General features: G+C 62.8%; 16 protein-coding genes, 2 tRNA genes and 1 pseudogene. 11 read left to right on the top strand and 8 right to left on the bottom strand.

Features of this window, described 5'->3' with window-relative positions:
* Positions 1-82: 82 nt before the first annotated feature.
* From IVB47_RS27340 to IVB47_RS27325, 4 genes are all read left to right on the top strand, one after another.
* Positions 83-1,006, top strand: a complete 924-nt coding sequence (locus IVB47_RS27340; protein ID WP_007614700.1) for a LysR family transcriptional regulator — start codon at positions 83-85, stop codon at positions 1,004-1,006.
* A gap of 462 nt (positions 1,007-1,468) precedes the next feature.
* Positions 1,469-2,380, top strand: a complete 912-nt coding sequence (locus tag IVB47_RS27335; RefSeq protein ID WP_247465909.1) for a 4-hydroxy-tetrahydrodipicolinate synthase — start codon at positions 1,469-1,471, stop codon at positions 2,378-2,380.
* A 175-nt stretch (positions 2,381-2,555) separates the two neighbouring features.
* Complete coding sequence (locus IVB47_RS27330) at positions 2,556-2,702, top strand: hypothetical protein (RefSeq protein ID WP_166517545.1); 147 nt, start codon at positions 2,556-2,558, stop codon at positions 2,700-2,702.
* Between the two features lie 98 nt (positions 2,703-2,800).
* Positions 2,801-2,980 carry a hypothetical protein gene (locus IVB47_RS27325; protein ID WP_247403769.1) on the top strand — a complete coding sequence of 60 codons (180 nt, stop codon included), beginning with the start codon at positions 2,801-2,803 and terminating at the stop codon, positions 2,978-2,980.
* Between the two features lie 77 nt (positions 2,981-3,057).
* Here IVB47_RS27325 and IVB47_RS27320 read toward each other — a convergent pair whose 3' ends face one another.
* A complete protein-coding gene (locus tag IVB47_RS27320) occupies positions 3,058-3,735 on the bottom strand; it encodes a ParA family protein (RefSeq protein ID WP_007596685.1) in 678 nt (225 codons plus the stop codon).
* 447 nt (positions 3,736-4,182) lie between these two features.
* Positions 4,183-4,545: a hypothetical protein gene (locus tag IVB47_RS27315; RefSeq protein WP_247465907.1), complete on the bottom strand. Its 363-nt coding sequence runs from the start codon at positions 4,543-4,545 to the stop codon at positions 4,183-4,185.
* Between the two features lie 320 nt (positions 4,546-4,865).
* Here IVB47_RS27315 and IVB47_RS27310 point away from each other — a divergent pair, with 320 nt between their 5' ends.
* The 3 genes from IVB47_RS27310 to IVB47_RS27300 are packed head-to-tail and all read left to right on the top strand — an operon-like array spanning position 4,866 to position 7,903.
* Positions 4,866-6,032 (top strand): CaiB/BaiF CoA-transferase family protein, encoded by a 1,167-nt coding sequence (locus IVB47_RS27310; RefSeq protein WP_247465904.1) that lies wholly within the window; start codon positions 4,866-4,868, stop codon positions 6,030-6,032.
* A 2-nt stretch (positions 6,033-6,034) separates the two neighbouring features.
* Positions 6,035-6,958 carry a CoA ester lyase gene (locus tag IVB47_RS27305; RefSeq protein ID WP_247465902.1) on the top strand — a complete coding sequence of 308 codons (924 nt, stop codon included), beginning with the start codon at positions 6,035-6,037 and terminating at the stop codon, positions 6,956-6,958.
* Between the two features lie 6 nt (positions 6,959-6,964).
* Entirely contained in the window at positions 6,965-7,903 is a 939-nt protein-coding gene (locus tag IVB47_RS27300) for an AEC family transporter (protein WP_247465900.1), read from the top strand.
* A 290-nt stretch (positions 7,904-8,193) separates the two neighbouring features.
* On the opposite strand, the gene tenA is transcribed toward IVB47_RS27300, so the two are convergent.
* Positions 8,194-8,868 (bottom strand): thiaminase II, encoded by a 675-nt coding sequence (gene tenA, locus IVB47_RS27295; RefSeq protein ID WP_247465899.1) that lies wholly within the window; start codon positions 8,866-8,868, stop codon positions 8,194-8,196.
* Between the two features lie 211 nt (positions 8,869-9,079).
* Here tenA and IVB47_RS27290 point away from each other — a divergent pair, with 211 nt between their 5' ends.
* Positions 9,080-9,487, top strand: coding sequence for an AEC family transporter (locus IVB47_RS27290; RefSeq protein ID WP_247465897.1), 408 nt, complete (start codon positions 9,080-9,082; stop codon positions 9,485-9,487).
* 206 nt (positions 9,488-9,693) lie between these two features.
* Entirely contained in the window at positions 9,694-11,388 is a 1,695-nt protein-coding gene (locus IVB47_RS35570) for a CHAT domain-containing protein (RefSeq protein WP_247465896.1), read from the top strand.
* Positions 11,389-11,782: 394 nt separating this feature from the next.
* Here IVB47_RS35570 and IVB47_RS27280 read toward each other — a convergent pair.
* The 4 genes from IVB47_RS27280 to IVB47_RS27265 all read right to left on the bottom strand — a co-directional run bounded on the left by IVB47_RS27280 (position 11,783) and on the right by IVB47_RS27265 (position 14,125).
* Positions 11,783-11,859, bottom strand: a tRNA-Thr gene (locus IVB47_RS27280).
* Positions 11,860-11,990: 131 nt separating this feature from the next.
* A complete protein-coding gene (locus IVB47_RS27275; protein ID WP_247465895.1) occupies positions 11,991-12,926 on the bottom strand; it encodes a helix-turn-helix domain-containing protein in 936 nt (311 codons plus the stop codon).
* A gap of 376 nt (positions 12,927-13,302) precedes the next feature.
* Positions 13,303-13,379 (bottom strand) — tRNA-His (locus IVB47_RS27270).
* 311 nt (positions 13,380-13,690) lie between these two features.
* Positions 13,691-14,125, bottom strand: coding sequence for a phasin (locus tag IVB47_RS27265; protein WP_247465894.1), 435 nt, complete (start codon positions 14,123-14,125; stop codon positions 13,691-13,693).
* A 514-nt stretch (positions 14,126-14,639) separates the two neighbouring features.
* Here IVB47_RS27265 and IVB47_RS27260 point away from each other — a divergent pair.
* Positions 14,640-18,053 carry a PAS domain-containing protein gene (locus IVB47_RS27260; protein WP_247465893.1) on the top strand — a complete coding sequence of 1,138 codons (3,414 nt, stop codon included), beginning with the start codon at positions 14,640-14,642 and terminating at the stop codon, positions 18,051-18,053.
* 350 nt (positions 18,054-18,403) lie between these two features.
* Positions 18,404-19,447, top strand: coding sequence for an AI-2E family transporter (locus tag IVB47_RS27255; protein WP_247465892.1), 1,044 nt, complete (start codon positions 18,404-18,406; stop codon positions 19,445-19,447).
* 90 nt (positions 19,448-19,537) lie between these two features.
* Here IVB47_RS27255 and IVB47_RS27250 read toward each other — a convergent pair.
* A pseudogene (locus tag IVB47_RS27250) lies at positions 19,538-19,784 on the bottom strand (acetyl-CoA C-acyltransferase); the annotation flags it as partial.

The following is a 19,784-nucleotide window of genomic DNA, read 5'->3' as shown; positions in this document are numbered from 1 at the left end:
GCCTCGGCTGCATGGCGGCGCTCGAGGCGGAACGATTTTTGGCCCTGCGCGCCAGCGAGCGCGCGGCAGCGGAATAGACATCATGGCAAGAACACGCGACGGATTTACGGATATGGACTGGGACAAGCTGAAGGTGTTTCACGCCGCGGCGGAAGCGGGCAGCTTCACGCACGCGGGCGAGCAGCTCGGCCTGTCGCAATCGGCAGTATCACGCCAGGTCTCGGCACTGGAGCAGGAGCTCTCGGTCTCGCTGTTTCACCGCCACGCCCGCGGCCTGATCCTCACCGAACAGGGCGACCTCCTGTTCCGCACCGCCCATGACGTGTTCATGCAGCTGCAGGCGGCGCGCGCGAAGCTGACCGACAGCCGTGAGCGGCCGAGCGGCGATCTCAAGATCACCACCACGCCCGGCGTCGGCATCAACTGGCTAATCCCCAGGCTTGGCGAATTCACCGCGCTCTATCCGGAAATCCGGATCTCGCTGATCGTCACCGACGAGGAGCTTGATCTCTCGATGCGCGAGGCCGATGTCGCGATCCGCACCCGCAAGCCGACGCAGCCGGATCTCATCCAGCGCAAGCTGTTCGCGATGGGCTTCCACGCTTATTGCTCGCCCGATTACATCAAGCGCTTCGGCACGCCGCGCACGCTGGAGGAGCTCGACTCCCACCGCATCATCACGCTCTCCGACGGCAACTTCGCGCCGCATCTTCAGAACCGCAACTGGCTGGTCGAGGCGGGGCGCAACGGCTCGGGTCCGCGCGAAGCCTATTTCAGGGTCAACAACATTCTCGGCCTCGTCCGCGCCTGTCAGCAGGGCCTCGGCATCGCCGCGCTGCCGGACTATCTGATCGAAGAACAGAGCCGCCTCGTGCAGCTGTTCGGCGAATCGGATTCGATCCAGCTCGATACGTATTTTGTTTATCCGGAAGAGCTGAAGACGGTCGCGCGCGTGCAAGTGTTCCGCGACTTCGTGGTGAGCAAGGCGCAGCGCTGGCCGTCCTGATTTCCGCATGTCTGACATGCGGCTTGGACGCTTGATGCATGGCGCGAAGCTAGCCCATAATCTCTTCACGCTGAGCCTTCGCGTTGCGCATTTGTCCCCCTCCTCCAGTGGCGCGGGAGTTCAGTAATCCCTCTTGGAAGGTGATTGTGTCGGCCTCACGTGGCCAATACCTTAAGCCGGGCTCGATCGAGCCCGGCTTTTTTTTTGCGGATCCGGCCATCGCCCTCCGCGTGTATTGACAGTTCCATGCTTACCCCGCATCATTTGCGAATGATCACGAAGTCGTGCGCAATCTCGTCGCAGGCAGTCGCCTCGAAAAAAGGCCCCCATCTGGGGACCTCGGATTTTTGCGCGCGCTAACAGCCTTCGTCATCGCGAGCCGAAACTTCGAAAACCCCGCCGTCTGGACGGGGTTTTTTCATGTGCCTCGTCTCAGGATTTTTCCCGAGAAGGAGATGGAACATGACCGGACTACAGGAACATTTGCACGGGCTCTGGCTGCCGCTGGTGACGCCGTTTCGCGACGGCGCCCTCGACGAGAGGTCGCTGCGCCGATTGACCCGGCATTACAGTGGACAGGCCGTCGACGGCTTCATCCTGGGGGCGACCTCCGGTGAAGGCATGACGCTACGCGGCGTCGAGCTCGAACGCCTCGTCGCCATCGTGCGCGACGAGCTGGCCACCGGCCACAGCAAGATTCCGATCTGCCTTGGACTTTCAGGTGCGGACACTTCGCGGCTGAAGGAGCGTCTCGACGCGACCGCGGACTGGCCGATCGATGGCTATCTGATCGCGAGCCCATATTATGTGCGGCCGTCGCAGCGCGGGTTGCTGGCGCATTTCGAGGCGCTCGCCGATCACGCCGCCTGGCCGCTCGCGCTCTACAACATTCCCTATCGCACCTCGGTCAACATCACCAACCAGACGCTGCTGCGGCTTGCCGAACATTCGAACATCATCGGCCTGAAGGATTGCGGTGCGAGCCGCGAGCAATCCATCGCGTTGCTGCGCGACAGGCCTGCGGACTTTCGCGTGCTGACCGGCGAGGATGCGAATTATTTCGAGGCGCTCAGCGACGGTGCCGACGGCGGCATCGTGCTGTCAGCCCATCTCGAGACCGCGACGTTTGCGGCCGTCCATGCCGAGCTGAAGCGCGGCAATCACGATGCGGCGCTGGCGCGCTGGCAGGAGGTCGCGGACCTGACGCGCCTGTTGTTCACCGAGCCCAGTCCCGCGCCGGCAAAATACTGGCTGTGGCGCACGGGGCTGATCGACAGCCCCGAAGTGCGCCTGCCGATGGTGGAGGTCGGCAGCGAACTCGCCGTCCAGCTCGACCGCGAGATCGAGCGACGCATGCAAGTCGCGGGGTGCTGACAGCCGCTCACCCCACCCTCTCCCCGTAAGAACGAGGAGAGGGAGTGAGAGAGCGGAGTGCTTGGTTAACCGCGCCTCAACGGTCTTCGCTGCTGCCATATGGCGCATCCACGGCTCGTTTACGCAATCGCGCCTATCGTCTTCATTCAAAGTCTTTTCAAATGGGGGAATGATCATGGGGCAACGCATCCGCCCGACGGCGGCAGACATGTTCGCGTCCGCTGATTTCTTGCGGGGAATTGTGGTGGTGTCGTCGTTCGGCTTCTGGGCGGTGATGCTCGGCCTGATGCCGGTGCTGGTGTTTCGGGTCTGGCTGGCGTGATGTCAGCACGCGTCCGGATGGTTAATCCGTGGTAGCAGCTGTGTTCAAAAGCGCGCGAAACTGCGACCCGGATTTTTAAAACATCCCGTGTAGCGTTCATGCCCATAAGCGAAGAAATCGCGGGGGCGTTTGTGAATAGTCATAACGAAATGGCGTCGCATTACGACGTCGAACAGCAGGGCTTCACCACCGAGGACATTCTCTGGGCCGCCGGCATCTGGTCGGTGATCCTCACTTTGTCGCCGGTGATCGTGTTCTACATGCTGATGGTGGCCTAGCGGCAAAGTCATCTTCCCAAAAACGCAAAACGCGCGGAGGTCCGCGCGTTTTTCGTCCGGGGAATGATTTATGAAAATTACGCCGCCTGCTTGTGCATTGCGCCGGAAGCCGACGCCGTGCCGCGAATAGCCTTTACCGAACGCTCGATCGCCGCCCACAGCCTTGCGATTTCCTGCGCCGCACGGCTCTCGGCCTGATATTCCCGCGCGCCCTCGCCGTGGCTCAGCGCCATCAGCAGATCCGAACGGTTGGTGATCTGGCCGCCCCACACCGGAGCACGGAACTTCGCCAGCGCCTCGCGGGCGATGGTGACGATCGGGCTTTCGGACTCATCGCGGCGCGCCGGCGCACCGTTGAGCACGACCGCGTAGGGCTTGCGCGCCGCACGGCACATCTGGATGGTTTCCTGCACCGCGTTGACGTCGAACACGCCGGGACGGGCGGGAATCACCACCATGGTGGCATTGCGGATGGCGTCGTCGACGACGGCCGACAGGTTCGGCGGCGTGTCGATCAACACCCATTCATAACCGTCGCGCTTGGCAGCGGAGACGATGCCGCTGACCGAGTTCACCGCGGACTTGATCGGCGGTTCGTTGGTGCCACGCAGCTTGTGCCACAGCGTGAGCGAGCCTTGCGGATCCGCATCGACGAGCAGGATCGGCTTGGTCGCCTTGATCTGCGCGGCAAGATGCGCGGCCAGCGTACTCTTGCCCGAGCCACCTTTACGCGATGCAAAAACAATAACGTTCATACCTCTGCCTCCAGATTGACCCCAGGCAGCGAAAATGAATCACCGCGGTGATTCGGGAAAGAAAAATTTATCATAAGTTATGCTGGCGCCATGAAATAACAAAGCGCGTTGGCTTTTGAGTCACACTGCTGCGTGCGACGACGGCCTCACGCCAGCAATCGTGCGTTTTTTGAGCAGTGCGGCGGGAAAAAACGGAATGCAACCTCGCCGGGCAAACCGTTCCGCGACTCGTTTCCATCCCCGCGCGGTCGTAATTGTCGCAAGCATCCGCACGCGAAGGCGAACAAAACGAGTCCGGTGGCTGGTGTGGGGCTGGTGCCTGGGTCAGTTTGACTCAAGGGGCGAGCAAACGAGAAGTCGGACACGCAGATGCCCGGGACTTCAAACGCACTGCGCGCTGTGGCCCGGGCATGGTCGAGTTTCAAAAAGGGAACGTCGTGCTCGCGCTCAGCCTTCGCTGGCTTTCTTCTTCTTGGCCGGCTTGGTGCTCTTCTTCGCCGTCCGGGCCGAGCTCTTGGGCGCGATGCTGGTCGGCTTGCCGGCGCGGGGCGCCGCCGCCATGCCCGGCTCCGGTCCCGGCCGGAAGAAGGCCCGGCACTGCGGCGAGAGCTGCGACTTCTTCTGGATCATGCAGGCGGTGATGGCGTCGACGTTCGGAACGAAGTCGCCGCACAGCCGCATCGCATCGGGGGTGCAGGCCTGCTGCTCCTCCTGGGAGTAGGCAAAGCCTTCACCCGGGTGGATCAGGACGGCCAGCGCCATCCCCGTGATCGCGGCAGCCAAGGTTTTCTTGAAACGGAACGCCGGCATCGATCCCCCCAAATGTCGAGTCGGAGCGGATAGTGGGTGAACGGGCGTTCGTTGGCAACGAGGGCAGATGCGAAAGGCGGGACGTGTGCGGTCTCGGCAACAGGGCCCCCTAAAACAAAAACCGCGAAAACAACCCCATGCACAGTAGCCAAGTCCATGTTGGCATTGAACTTTGCGGACCGTGTTTTGCGGATTTTACGAAATCGATTTGACTCGTCGGGCAAAACAGGGGCATGATGCCATCATCACAGAACGTGCGTGGGGTGGTCGGCTTGTCTCCTGCGCTGGTCGAAAGCGTGAGCGGGAGCGGAGACGATTGCATGGAGCGAAATGAGGCGGAGCTGCCGCTGTCGGGGGTGACGGTGGTCTCGCTCGAGCAGGCGATCGCGGCTCCTCTTGCCAGCCGGCATCTTGCGGACTGGGGCGCGCGCGTCATCAAGATCGAGCGGCCGGGCGATGGCGATTTCTGCCGCGACTACGATCACGTGATGAACGGGATGTCGAGCCAGTTCGTCTGGACCAACAGGTCGAAGGAAAGCCTCGCCATCGACATCAAGAGTCCTGACGGCCAGGAGGTGCTCGAGGCCCTGCTGCCGCAGGCCGACGTCTTCATCCAGAACCTGGCGCCCGGCGCGGCGGAGCGGCTCGGCCTCGATGCCGCATCGCTGCTGCGAAAGTTTCCCCGCATCATCGCCTGCGACGTGTCGGGCTATGGTGCGGGCGGACCCTACAGCAACAAGAAGGCCTACGATCTCCTGGTGCAGTGCGAGGCCGGCGTCCTCGCCATCAACGGCACCGAGGCGGAGCCCGCCAAGATCGGACTTTCCGTGGTCGATATCGCCACCGGCATGTACATCCTCAACGGCGTGCTGATGGCGCTGTATCGCCGCGAGCGGACCGGCAAGGGCACCGCGTTCCAGGCCTCGCTGTTCGATTCCATCACGGACTGGATGAGCTATCCCGCCTTCTACACGCAGAGTACGGGCCGGCCGCTGCCGCGCACCGGGGCAAGGCACGCAACGATAGCGCCGTATGGCCCGTTCCGCGTCGGCGACGGCAACACGATCTTCTTCGGCATCCAGAACGACCGGGAATGGCGATCGCTGTGCGCCATCGTGCTTGGCGATGCCGCCTTTGCCGATCATCCCCGCTTCCGCACCAATCCGCTGCGCATGCAGAACAGGGACGATCTGCAAGTCCATATCGAGCAGCGTTTTGCGGCGATGACCAGTGAAGAGGTGCTGCGGCTGCTCGACGAGGCCTCGATCGCCAACGCGCATCTGAATTCGGTCGAGGCGTTCCTGGCGCACGAGCAGCTCCGCGCCCGCGACCGGGTGCAAACGGTGGGCACTCGTTGCGGTCCGGTGATGAGCTTCCTGCCCGCTCTCACCATTCCAGGCCTGTCGCCGCGGATGGATCCGGTGCCCGACGTCGGGCAGCACAATCAATCCATCCTCAGCGAACTCGGTCTCGCAAAGGAGACATGACGATGGCCCCCCAGCGGCCGACGCGGGTCTATCTGGCCGTTCCCGCGCATCGCTCCCGTCTCGTCGCCAAGGCAGCTGCCTCGGCCGCGGATGCGGTGTTCATGGACCTCGAGGACGCGGTGCCGCCGTCCGAGAAGAGCGCGGCGCTGGAGGAAGCTGCGGGGTCGTTATCTTCTCTGGATTGGGGCAACAAGGTCGTCGCGGTCAGGCTCAACGCCGTCGACAGCCCCTTCATCGCGCAGGAAATCCGCAGGCTCGCTGCGCTGCCCCGGCTGGATTCGGTGATCGTGCCGAAGGCGGAGCGCGCGGGCGACATCGCCGCCATTGCCGATCAGCTGCGCGCGGCCGCGCCGGGTCGCTCTTCTCCCGTCGCGCTCGAACTGCTGATCGAGACCGCGCTGGGTCTGCTCAATGTCGACGCGCTCGCCGCCGCGCACGACAGCGTCGCCGCCCTTCATCTCGGTGTCGGCGATTTCGCCGCGTCGATCGGCGCCCGTTCCTCCGAAATCGGCGCGTCGCCGGACGGCTACCGCCACGTCGGCTCCGCCCAGAGCGGCTATGCCTCCGCCCCGCTCGATCTGTTCGCTTATCCGATGATGCGCCTGCTGGTGGCCGCGCGCGCCTTCGGCCTGCGCGCCATCGACGGCCCGTGCGGCGCGTTCCGGGATGCCAGATTGACCGAAAGCGGCGCGCTCAAGGCGGCTGCGATGGGTTTTGACGGCAAGCAAGTGATCCATCCCGACCAGATCGAACCGACGTTGCGGGCGTTCGTCCCGTCCGACACTGAGCTCGCGCACGCGCGGCGGGTGGTCGAGGCCATGGAGCAGGCCGAGGCGCAGGGCCAGGGCGCGGTGACGCTCGACGGCAAGATGATCGACTATGCCAATGTCCGCATGGCGCGCCGGATCATCGAGATGGGGTCGTAGCGGCGCATGTCTACAGTGCTGATCGTCGCGCCGGTGTTTGCGCTGATCGCGGCCGGCTATGCCGCGGTGCTGTTTCGGTTCGTCTCCGAGAGCGCGCACAAGGGCATCTCCGAATTCGCCTTCAGCATCGCGATTCCGGCGCTGCTGTTCCGCACCATCGTGGTGTCGGAATTCCCCGATGTCAGCCCCTACAGGATGTGGGGCGCCTATTACGGCGCGCTGGCGATGACCTGGATCGCGGCGCTGGCGCTCTCCGCCCTGCTGCGCGAACGGCGCGACGACCGCGAGGACGGCGTCGTGTTCGCGATCGGCTCGGTCTACGGCAACATCGTGATGCTCGGGATTCCCCTGACGCTCTCGGCGCTGGGCAACGAGGCGGCGGGACCGATGGCGCTGATCCTGTCGGTGAACACGCCGCTGCTCTGGCTCTGCGGCATCCTGCAGATGGAGCTTGTCAGCCGCAAGCAAGCCGGCTCGCCCCTCGCGGTGATCCGGCCCGTGCTCGCCGATCTCGCGCGCAACCCGCTGATGCTGGGAATCGGTTTTGGCGTGGTCTGGCGTTTCACCGGCCTCGGTCTCAATCCCGTCGTCGACAGGACCATCGAGCTGCTGGCGCAGGCGGGATCGCCAGCGGCGCTGATCGCGCTCGGCATCAATCTTTTTCGTTTCCAGGTCAAGGGCGAGAAGCTCGGCATTGCCGTCATGTCCGCGCTCAAGCTGCTGGCGATGCCGGCGGCCGCCTTCGTGCTCGCCAAGCTGTTGCATCTGCCGCCGGTCGCGGCCGGCGTCGTCGTGCTGTTCGCGGCGATGCCGACCGGCGCCAACGCGTACATCTTCGCGGTTCAGTACCAGCGGCTGGTGAACCCGGTGTCGGGCGCGGTGGCGCTGGGCACGCTGCTGGCGGCGGTGACATTGCCGATGGTGGTGTGGGTGGTGGCGAGGTGAGGTGTCAGAGGCTTGGCGAGTGCGACGCACCACCTCCCAAATACAATCAGCGCAGGCCCAGGAACGAGAGCACCACACCAATCACGACGACGAGTCCGACCAGATAGATAATTCCGTTCATGTCTTGGCTCCTCAGCGTTGTCACCCCTGCCGCAGGTACAAACACTCCAGGTCATGAAAAGGTTCGGCCTTGCTCGATGCCGATTTCTCCTGAAATGGGGGAACGAAAGCGACCGATCCTGCGTCGTGGCGTGCTGAGCCCTCGCCCCCGTCCTGACCGCCTGAAAGAGCTATTGAACGCGCTGGCCCTCGCGCCAGGCCATCTCCCAGAAGTCTGCCTCGAGTCGGGTGGCTTCCTTGAAGATCGCAATCAGCTCTGCCTCGCGGGCCGGCGTGGCGTAGAGATCGGCGAGATGCTCCATGTGGGCCCGCGCCTTGGCAGCGACCTCCTGGTACGGCGCGCCGGCGTACTCGGCGATCCAGACGCGGTAGGCGTTCGTCGCAGCGTCCGCGAGGGGGAGCGAGGCGAGCCGCGTTGCGATCTCCGCGTACCCGATCACGCAGGGGGCAAGCGCCACCTTGAGGGCCAGCAGGTCGCCGCGCATTCCCGCGTCGAGCACGTAGCGCGTATAGGCCAGCATCTCGGCCGCCGGAGGGGCCTGTTCAAGGTCTCGTGGGGACAGACCCCAATCGGCACAGAGCTTCACATGCAGGTTCATCTCGACATCGAGGATGGCCGAAAGGCCGGCCGCTGCTTCACGCATGTCGGAAAGTCTGGGCGACTTGTAGACCGCGAGCGCGTAGGCGCGAGCAAACTCGATGAGGAATAGATAGTCCTGAACGAGGTAGTGACGAAACGCCGCTTCGGGCAGCGAGCCGTCTGCCAATCCGTCCGTGAAGGGATGCTCGGTGTAGGCCCGCCATTCAACGGATGCTGCTGTCTTGAGACGCTCGAAGAAACTCACGATCTTTTTCGCCTGGCCTGCTTGTCCATGAACGCCTTTGGTCTGCTACGGATAGCGCATTGCGGACCGGGGAGCTACGGTGACAGTGCATAAAATTGGTATTGAGCGGCGTTGCGGATCGAGCAATCCCTCCTTCAAGTTTGGTGCACTTTCACCGTGATCGCGGTGCTCGCGGATCTCGCGCGCAATCCGCTGATGCTGGGGATCGGTTTTGGCGTCGTCTGGCGCTTCACGGGAGTCGGCCTCAATCCCGTCGTCGACAGAACCATCGAGCTACTCGCGCAAGCAGGTTTCGCCGGCGGCGCTGACCGCGCTCGGCATCAATCGGTTTCGGTTCGAGATCAGGGGCGAGAAGCTCAGCATCACCGTGATGAGCGCGTTAAAACTGCTGGCGATGCCGGCGACCGCCTTCCTGCTCGCCAAGCTGTTGGACCTGCCGCCGGTAGCAGCCGGCGTGATCGTGCTGTTCGCGGCAATGCCGACTGGGGCGAACGCGTATATCTTTACGGTCCAGTATCAGCGGCTGGTGAACCCGGTGTCGGGCGCGGTAGCGCTGGGCACGCTGCTGGTGGAGGTGACGTTGCCGGTTGTGGTGATGGTGGTGGCAAGGCTGAAGTAGGTCGTAGCAAGGCTGAAGTAGGTCGTAGAAGTTCATAACCCCCGTTGGCGCTCATTTTTGTTGCCGCCAACAATGCTCTTCATTCACGAGAGCACGATCCGAAGCCCCCTAAGGTGCTCGCACCTGAGACAAAACTTTCGTTCGATTGCAACTATAGCGCGCACCCACTAATCTGCCCAGGGTAACCCGCAGGCTGGAGGATACGCGTGGAGAACAGTGGTGTAACGAAGGCCGAACTGACACTGCGACTGGACGATCTGTATCGCATGACGTCCTTCATATACCACGACGCAAGTCTCGGACGGAGCCGAGAGTCAACTTTGCTTCATTTCGTCGAAGTTTGCGGCATGCTCACGTTATTGGATCGGAAAAAGAAACGCGATCGCGTGGACGTCGCCGGTGCACTATGCAAGGCTCTCGGCTGGTACTTTCCATTACTTTCGAAGATGGGCGTTGAAAGCGTCGAACGCCTTCTATTCACTAAATATCCAAACGTTTGTCCTTATTGCCGCAAATCACCGCATGTGGAAATGCAATGTAAATTAGTTCGCGGCACTGAAGGAGTTTTATCTCACGATGAAGTTCGCGAGCTTACGGAAGCTAATTGGGCGCAGCGTCCCGCTAGCTTGAACAACTGGCAGCGGATGTTTGGCACGATCTATCCGCGAGATCTAAATTCAACCGGCTTTAGTACCATTGCCTTACTGGAAGAACTCGGAGAGTTAGCCGAAGCGGTGAGGGTATTCGATCGCTATCCACATTACTTCTATGGAGAAGCCGCAGACGTCTTCTCATATCTGATGGGCCTTGCAAACGAGTATGAGATTCGATGCGTCGAAAACGACGAAACATTCAACTACGAGCGTGAATTCCTCGCGAGATATCCCGGACTATGTATTGCATGTGGAGCACAAGTTTGTATTTGCCCAACAGTGCCACCCGCCACGGTCGGCCGCATGGCAAAGGAGATGCCGATCAACGTGTCGCCGATTACGGACCCAGAGAGATTTGACGCAGAGGGCCGCGCCACAGCGGAAAAGGTCTTAGAAAGCGTCGGCCTAGTCCCGGGCCTAGCGAAGTATTTGCCTTATGATCGTGGGGACGTGAACGCGTTACTTACTCAGCTTGCGTTTAGACTGGCACATGCTCTCGGGGAAGGGCATAAAGATACTGCCGATCGGCTACTCACCCTAGCGAATGAGCTAAGCCGCGAAAAGCGACCAAGCGGCACGACTGCCCATGCGGTGACTGCTGAAGTACTCGACGTACTTAAGGAGGCATGGCTCAAAGCTGATCCATCGGTTCAACAGTCGATTGAAACTGAGCAGCCAGGCCTCGGCAAGCTTACTCACATTCTAGAAACCAGGATCCTAGTTATTACGGCCAACCCGCGGGGGGAAAACAATCAGGCCATTCGCCTTGACAAGGAGATCGCTGAAATTCGTCAACGAGTGAAAATAGGAACTGCGCGAGACCGCATTCACATCGAAACATTGCAGGCAGCAACTATTGACAATTTACGCGTCGATCTACTTTCAAACAACTATGACATTATCCATTTCGCAGGACACGCTGATGGCGATGGGCTCGAACTGTTGGGACCAAGTGGAGTCCAAAATCTGTCCTTCGACGCATTTGGCAAGATGCTCAAAGACCAGAAAACGCTAAAATGCGTGGTCATCAATGCGTGTAGTGCTATGCAGGGGCTCCGCACAGCGTTTGCTCCACTAGTAATCGGAATGATCGACGACATCGATGACGAGGCTGCACTCGTGTTTGCGAAGGGATTTTACGACGCGATCGCGGCAGGACACAACGCAGGCAAAGCTTACGATGTTGCGGTCACCGCATTAGAGTCGGAAGAATTCGATCCCAATATCGCCGTAAAGCTCACTCGATAAGCAACTCCATGCACTCTGACCAAAGAGCCAGAGTTGCGGTGATAGTTGATCTGTGTTGCGGACAGGGAGCCCTCCGGTTGGATCGGGAATTTAATCCATTGTCACTGTAATGCTTCGCCGCATAAGGGACCTTCGCCGGTCGCAGCCGCCCATCCATGACGAAGTAAGTTTCCTGCCACGTGGCGGGAGCGCTCTATTGACTTTAGAACAAAACAAGAACATACTTTTGTGGACCACAGGAAGATGCAACGCCGGTAGCCACCTGCGGGGACGCTGGTGGCAAAATGAGGAGGAGGAGGAGCGGTGAAGAGTGGCAGGGGCTTGAATTTGTGAATATTGACGATTTAAAAATGAAGGCCACATAGGCTATATACCTACGTGCGTTCGCGGCGGATGGCGCGCTCGGCAGGACTCGAACCTGCGACCTCGGGCTTACTAGGCACCTGCTCTATCCAGCTGAGCTACGAGCGCATTGGGTTGTTGGCCTTGGCCTTCGGCGTTCAGTTGGTGTGCAACCACTAACTGAACGCCCCCACCCCCTTTAGGTCCGGGTGGTGCAGGCGACCTTACTTTCCTTGATGCAGGTCCATCGCTCTTCCTCTTCAAAGCATTTTTGGCTGGTGCGCCGAGGGGATTTTTCCCTCAGCAGTGTATTTGCTCCACATCACTTCGGCGGCATGACCCGTCATCTTGCATCCGCCCGCCGCCTCTTCAGCGTTTGCAAAAAGACATAGATGGCGAGGAGACATCAGCAGCGTCCCGGCAAAGGTGTCGGCCTGCCACTCGGCATCGCAGAATATCTTGTCGCCGTCGTCTCTAGTCCTCGCCATTGTCACCGTGCGGTGCATCAAAAAATGACCGAGTTCATGACAAGCGGTGAAGCGATCGCGCCGGTTTCCATTCCATGCGCCTTCATAAATGTCCTCCCGTAGCGCGATGCAGTTCGTTCCAGCAATTACTCGACCCTCGTCACTTCCCATAAAGGCAGCATCACGGGGATCGAGATAAAATCCATCGAAGAGCTTGGACATGCGGAATTCGAGGACGTCCATAATAGGAAACTCGACTGTGTCATCATCGACAAAGGCGTCACGCACCTGATCTGAAAATTTTCGGATGATGTGCGTCGACAGCGGGGGAACGACAATCCCGCGCCGAGATCGATGAAAAGGGGCTTCTTCGCCACCCGACTTCAGCACAATCTTTTTAAGTTCAGCCATCACATTGCTCGGCACATCATCCAGGCGGCGAGCAAAGGCGGCTACTAATTCGCGTTGGTCTTCTGGAAGCTTCTCCACCAAGACCTCTTTGCGAGTCCGATCGGCCGCGCGCCGCAGCTCTTTAACCTCGGCCGCCGACAGATCCATCGCGCGCGCAAGCGTAACCATGTAGGCGTCCGGAATTGACTTCCGGCCTGTTTCGATCGCAGAAATGAACGCCGAACTGCGACCGAGCTTTTGGGCGACATCCATTAAGCGCAGCCCTTTGTCGAGCCGGAGCTTGCGGCAGGTGATCCCAAATGGGGTGAGCTTGTTCATGATTTACTCCCGATGTTAGGCAGGGAGAGAGTGACCGACTCTCGACAAGAAATCAACCTAACAGGTTAAGTAATTGTGCAGAACTGCGCCGGGGGTGCTGCGGACATTCCGCTGGTGCTAAGCGAAGGCCTTCGTGGTCGTCCATGAAGGCCCTTTGGCGCGACTAGGGAGTACGCCAGACGATGTTGTCCGGCAGGCTGCTCACGTGGACGCCGAGCCTCATTTGAAGAGGCTGCTCTTCTGGCTGCGCTGTCCCGGGATCACCCCGGTCCAGAGAGGTATCGGTGAGACCTCAGCTGCTGGCACGACAGAGAGCAAGCCTGTCCGCCCGGCCGTTTTGCGACCGATACAGCATTCTGCTGAGCGATGATTTCACTGGTACAGTTGGGTGGGCTCGAACCACCGACCTCCTGTTCCACAGACAGGCGCTCTAACCAACTGAGCTACAACTGCATCCTTGCGAGCCGCGCCTCTGGGCGCCCTGAAAGGGCCGTGACCTAAGGGGGGCTGGACGGGGCGGAAACTAGGTGCAACGGGCGTTTTTGGCAAGGCCGCAAACGGACGAAAAACCGGGGTAAATCACCCTCAGCACAATGAAATCGGGCTTGATGGCGACCGTAGCGAGGTTGCGCTCCCCTCGCCCGCGTGATGGCGACACTCCCCGTGATGAGAGAGCCCTCTCCCGGCCTCTCCCGCTTGCGGGAGAGGTGAAGAAAAACCCGGGCTTTCGGCCCGGGTTTCTTAATTCAGACGTCCCAACCAGATCAGGCGGCGGGCGTGTAGAGCTTCGCGGCAGAGGCCTTGATCGGCTCGGCGGCTGCAGTGGCCGCGCGCTGGGTGATCTCGGCGAGCTCCCGGGCCTGGGCCTGGAAGGTCTCGAGCTGCGCCCTGGAATGGTTGGTCCACAGCGCGAACGCATCCTGCGGCGCCTTCACGCTGAACAGCTCCTGGGTGAAGTCGAGATGGGCCTTGGTGTTGGCCTTCGCGAACTCCATCAGCTTGGCGGTGTATTCGCTGACGCCCTTGTGGGCGGACGCGAACACGGCCTCGACCGTGCCGTTGTGGGTCTCGGCGGCGTCCTTGAACTTGGCGTAGCTCTCGCGGGCCTGCGACACGCCCTTTTCGGCGAACGCACGCATCTGCTCCGGCACCTCGAACGGAATGACGGAGGCGGAGAATGGATCAGTCGTACCTGTCATTGGGTATCCCTCACACTAAATGGAAAAACGGAGTGAGCCTTTTCGGCCGCGCCCGCCGGCCAATTGGGTGACGGAAGCGAAGACTGGAAACATAAAACGAATGATGGCTCGCCCAGCGCGGCGACCATGCCTGCCTAAAATGTCAACATTGTGCAACGCAACGGGTTTTGGGGTGCATTGCGCAAATTTAATCGCGGCGAGGATGAGGTTCCCGGGCTGGGGAACCGGTGGTTGAGGTAACGGGGTGGCCTCTGAGCACCCGCCTTGTCCTGGAGACGACCGCTGCGCGGATTGGCTGGGCGGCATAGGTGCTGCCCGACGCGGCATCTGAAGGATGTGGATGCGACCGGGCTACGGCTTGCGGGCCTCGCCACATTAAGGTTATCGCGGCTTTAGGCCTTGCCGCCTAGGCTTGGGACGTGGACCTGCCCGCGGCTGCGGGCGATACTAACCCTTTCTTAAGGCTGTCATTCCGGCAGCCTGATGCGCACAAGTGGGACGCGAAGCCGGTCGGATGACGAGTTCGGATTTCCAGTTGCGAGGCGTGGGCGATCCCCGGCTGGCCGTGCACGCGACCTCGCCGCTGCCCGTCTGGCTCTGGTCGATCGACGGCACCCGCGTGCTCTGGGCCAATCCGGTCGGCGCAAGGCTGTTTGGCGCGGCCCATGCCACGGCGCTGGCGGAGAAGACCTTCGGGCCCACCGACAGCCACCGCCGCCAGATCATCCGGCTGGCCGGCCGCCTGCCTCCAAACGGCGCGATCCGGCTCGAACGGCTGCGCGGCTTCGGGGCGCGGCTCGGCACGCTGATGACCTGCGCCTGCGCCCGGCTCGACTTCGCCGATGGCGGCCAATTCTTCCAAGGATCTGCCGTGCTCGTCACCGCGATGGACCCGGGCTTGCGCACCATGCCGCTGGTCGAACGCCTGCTTCGTCTCGTCGACGGCGCCAAGACGCCGATGGCGGCGTTCGCGCCCGACGGCCTGTTCGTCGGCGCCAGCGAAACGGCCCGCACCCTGCTCGGCTTCCGCGATCTCACCGAGGGCGGACTCGAACAGGCGCGCAGCGATGCGCTTCGCCAGGGCCGCGCCGAGACGCCGATCGGCATCGGCCAGATGGTGCTGCAGCGGGTCGGCAGCGGAGCCGATGTCGGTCTGGTCGCGCTGATCGAGCCTGCCGTGCAGCAGGCGGCGGCTGCGACTGACGAGGTTAAAGCCGAGGCCGCTGAAGAGGTCGCGCGCGAAGACGTCGCCCGAGAAGACATCGTTCAGCGTGAGCCTGCCCCGCCCCCTCCTCCGCCCCCCGCGCCGGAGCATGTGCAAGCAGCGCCACCGCACGAGGCGCCATCCGAGATCGCGCTGTTCGACGCCTTTGCCGAGCCGGTCGACGCGCCGGAAGCAACGATCGCGCACGAACCGCCCGCGCACGAGCCGGTGACGGAGATCGTGACGATCCAGCAAGCCGTCGAGGAAGCGGCCGAAGCCGCGCCAGCAACTCCGGTTGAAAACTCGGCCGAAGCCATGGTGTCGCCGCAGGCCGCGCCGACCGTGACAGGCATGGTCGAGCCGCCGTCGGGCCATGAAGAGCCGCCCGCACCGCGTCAGCATCCGCTGCGCTTCCTCTGGAAGATGGATGCAGAGGGCCGCTTTGTGCTTCTCTCCGACGAATTCATCCACCTGATCGGTCCGCGCACGGCCGCCGGCTTCGGCCGCTCCTGGCGCGAGATCGCCGATGCATTCGCGCTCGATCCTGAGGGACGCGTGGCGCAGGCGCTTGCGAGCAAGGACACCTGGGCTGGGATCACCGTGAACTGGCCAGCCGACGGCGGCGAGCATCTGCCGGTCGAGCTTGCCGGGCTTCCGGTTTATGACGGCGAGCGCAATTTCGTGGGCTTCAGGGGTTTTGGCGTCTGCCGCGATCTCGATGGCCTCAACCGGCTCGATGCGCTCAGGCGTTTTGAGCTGTTGGCCGAACCGGCAGCGCCGCAAAGCCTGACGGCCGATGTGGTCGAGCCGGAGCCCGAACCGGAGCCAGAGGTGCCGCCTCCACCGATCGAGCCGCCCGCACCTGAGCCTGAAGCCGAACTGCCCGAACCCACAACCGACGCGAATTCACATCCAACCGATCCGGAAACGCCAGTGGAAACGCCTCCCAATGTCCTGCCGTTCCGCGCGCCCGGCGACACGCGATCGCCGACGCTGACGCCGGTCGAGAACAGCGCGTTCAACGAACTCGCCCGGCAATTGTCCGAGCGCCTCGAACGCGACAAGGAAACCATCGCGGCATCGGCCGAACCGCCGGATGCCGAGGTCACGCCCGAGGCGCCGACGCCGGAGCCTGAGACGCCGCACATGCCCGCCGAATGGCTGAGCGAGCCCGCGCCGCCCGCGCTCGGCCACAGCACGCGCGACCGCGCGCTGCTCGACCTGCTGCCGACCGGCATCCTGATCTACCGGCTCGACCGCCTGCTCTACGCCAACCCCGCCTTTCTCGCACGCATGGGCCATGCCAGCCTGAGCGCGCTGGAGAACGCCGGCGGGCTGGACGCGCTCTATGTCGAGCCGGGCGTGTCCGCGGCCAGCAGCACGTCGCAAGCAGGGACGCCCGTCACGATCAGCGCGACGCTCGCCAATGGCGAAGCGCCGCTGCCGACCACCGAGGCGCATCTGCACGCGATCGACTGGGACGGCGAGAGCGCGCATGCGCTGATCTGCGCGCTGCCGCAGGCTGCACCCGCTGCGCCCGTCATCGCCGAGACCGTCGTCGCCGAGACCATTGTCCCCGAGATCTTGCCCACCGCGCCCGAGCCCGACGCCGGCGAGGCGGCGGCGGAAGATCTTGCCGCGATCCTCGACACCACGGCCGAGGGCATCGTCATGTTCGATGCCGAAGGCAACATCCACGCCTGCAACCGCAGCGCCGAGGCGCTGTTCGGCTATGACGGCGAGACGCTGATGCAGCAGAATCTGGTGACGCTGTTCGCGCCGGAGAGCCAGCATGTCGTCATCGACTATCTGGAAAACCTCAAGAGCCAGGACATCGCGAGCCTGCTCGACCACGGCCGCGAGGTGCTGGGGCGCGAGAAGAAGGGCGGCGTCATTCCGCTCGCCATGATCATGGGCCGCACCAGGCCCGACGGCCCGAACTTCTTCGCCGTGTTCCGCGACCTCTCGCACAGCAAGCAGGGCGAGAGCGAGCTGACGCAGGCGCGCCGCCTCGTCGAAGGCACGGCGAATGCCAAGGCCGACATGCTGGCGCGGATCAGCCACGAGATCCGCACGCCGCTCAACGCCATCATCGGCTTCTCGGAGGTGATGATCTCGGAGCGCTTCGGCACGCTCGGCAACGAGCGCTACGGCGAGTACATGAAGGACATCCGCGCCTCCGGTGAGCGCGTCATCGCCATGATCGACGACCTGCTCGAGCTGTCGCGGATCGAGACCGGCAAGCTCGACCTCAACTTCGCCAACCTCAACCTCAACGACCTCGTCGAGGCCTGCGTGGTGGTGATGCAGCCGCAGGCCAATCGCGAGCGCATCATCATCCGCACCTCGCTCGGCCACGCCCTGCCGCAGGTGAGCGCGGATGCGCGCGCGATGCGGCAGATCACCATGAACCTGATCTCGAACTCGATCCGGCTCGCCAGCGCCGGCGGCCAGGTCATCGTCTCCACCGCGCTCACCGACCGCGGCGAGGTCGCACTTCGCATCCGCGACACCGGCCACGGCCTCAGCGAGCGCGAAGTCGCCGCCGCGATGGAGCCGTTCCGGACGCCACCGCCCGGCGACGCCGAGGACAATTCGGCGCTGAGCCTGTCGCTGACCAAGGCCCTGGTCGAAGCCAACCGCGCCCGCTTCAACATCAAGAGCGCGGCGAACTCCGGCTCGCTGATCGAGGTGGTGTTCGCACCGGCGCTGGCGCAGGCTTAAGCGGCGAACGCGATTTCCTGCCCGCGGTGCACGCCCGCGGCCGCGCTGCGGGCGGGCCTCGTGCCGGGCGGCTTCGGCCGAGCCGCGCCCGACGAAGGGCGCCACCTCACTGCAACTTCTTCCCGGGCGGAACTGAAGCCCCTTGTTGCGGCTTGAAGCCGGGACCCAGCGTTTCTCCTGCTGATCAGTTCGACACTGCAGCTCCCGCACCCCAGTGATCTCAAATGGCCGAACGAGCGAAATCCGTGGCACCGAAGCAGCGTTCGCCCAAGCGGAGCGACGCCGTGCGGAGCGAAGGCGGCCCGAACACGACTGAGCGAAAGCCGCTGCCCACGGGTGCGGGCGCACGCATGAACGCACGGGTCGTGCTTGCCCTCGCGCTCGTCGCACTGGCGTTGTGGACGGCGGCGGGATTTCTCCCCGCATTGATCTGGGCCGCGATTCTCGCAACCAGCCTGTGGCCGCTCTACACCAAGTTTGCGGCACGCGTGAGCTCCGGCCGGTCTAGCCTGGCCCCGCTGGTCTTCACGCTCGTCGTCGCCCTCATCCTGTTTACGCCGATGTCGCTTGCCGTCTATCAGATCGCGCAACAAGGCGATCTGCTCGTGGGCTGGATGAAACAGGCCGGAGAGAGCGGGATCGAAGTGCCCGATTGGCTCGCCCGCCTTCCGATCGCCGCAGGGAGCATGGAGCAGTGGTGGCGCAGCAATCTTTCCGATCCCAAAGCCGCGACCGCATGGCTGAAAAGCGTCAATGCAGACAACGCATCGGAACTGTTTCGAACGTTCGGCGGACAGCTGCTTCACCGCATGTTTCTTCTATTCTTCTCGCTGGTGGCCTTGTTCGTCCTGCTGCGCAACGGCCGGTCGATCTCGGGCCGCGTGCTGGAAACCTGCGATCGGCTTTTCGGCGAGGCGGGAGAGGGTCTCGCCGAGCAAATGGTCGATGCGATCCGCGGCACGGTGAACGGCACGGTGCTGGTCGCCGCGGGCGAGGGATTGTTGATCGGCGTCGCCTATTTCGTCGCGGGGGTGCCGCATGCCATCGTATTCACGATCTTGACCACGGCCTTCGCCATGCTTCCCTTCGGCGCCTGGCTGGCCTTCACCGCCGCGGCGCTGGTCCTGATCTCCGGCGGAGGCAGCGGCTTCGCAGCCGCGGGCGTCTTCTTCTGGGGCGCGATCGTCATGTTGGCCGGCGATCATTTCGTATGGCCGACCCTGGTCGGCGACTCGGCGCGGCTACCGTTTCTGTTCGCGTTCGTCGGGATCTTTGGAGGCCTGGCTGCCTTCGGCCTCCTGGGCTTGTTTTTAGGCCCGGTGATCATGTCGGCGTTGCTGGTGGTCTGGCGCGAATGGGTGTTCCGACCTGTCGCAACCGAGAAGAACGGTTGAGTTGCCGCGGGCGAATCCCCAAGCACGCCAGAAAGCAAAAGGCACGGCGTTTGCGGCGCCGTGCCCTTCGCATTCAATGAGGCGATCGCCTCAGCTGTAGATCTCGAACAGTCCCGCGCCGCCCTGGCCACCGCCGATGCACATCGTCACGACGCCCCACTTGGCCTTGCGGCGCTTGCCTTCCTGGAGGATGTGGCCGGTGAGGCGCGCGCCGGTCATGCCGAAGGGATGGCCGATCGCGATCGAGCCGCCGTTGACGTTGTACTTGGCGGGATCGATGCCGAGCTTGTCGCGCGAATAGAGGCACTGGCTGGCGAAGGCTTCGTTGAGCTCCCAC

Origin of the sequence: Bradyrhizobium sp. 62 (assembly GCF_023073035.1) — a bacterium.
Lineage (GTDB): Bacteria > Pseudomonadota > Alphaproteobacteria > Rhizobiales > Xanthobacteraceae > Bradyrhizobium.
The sequence above is the reverse complement of the archived record's forward strand: the minus strand, read 5'-3'. Positions and strand labels throughout refer to the sequence as shown.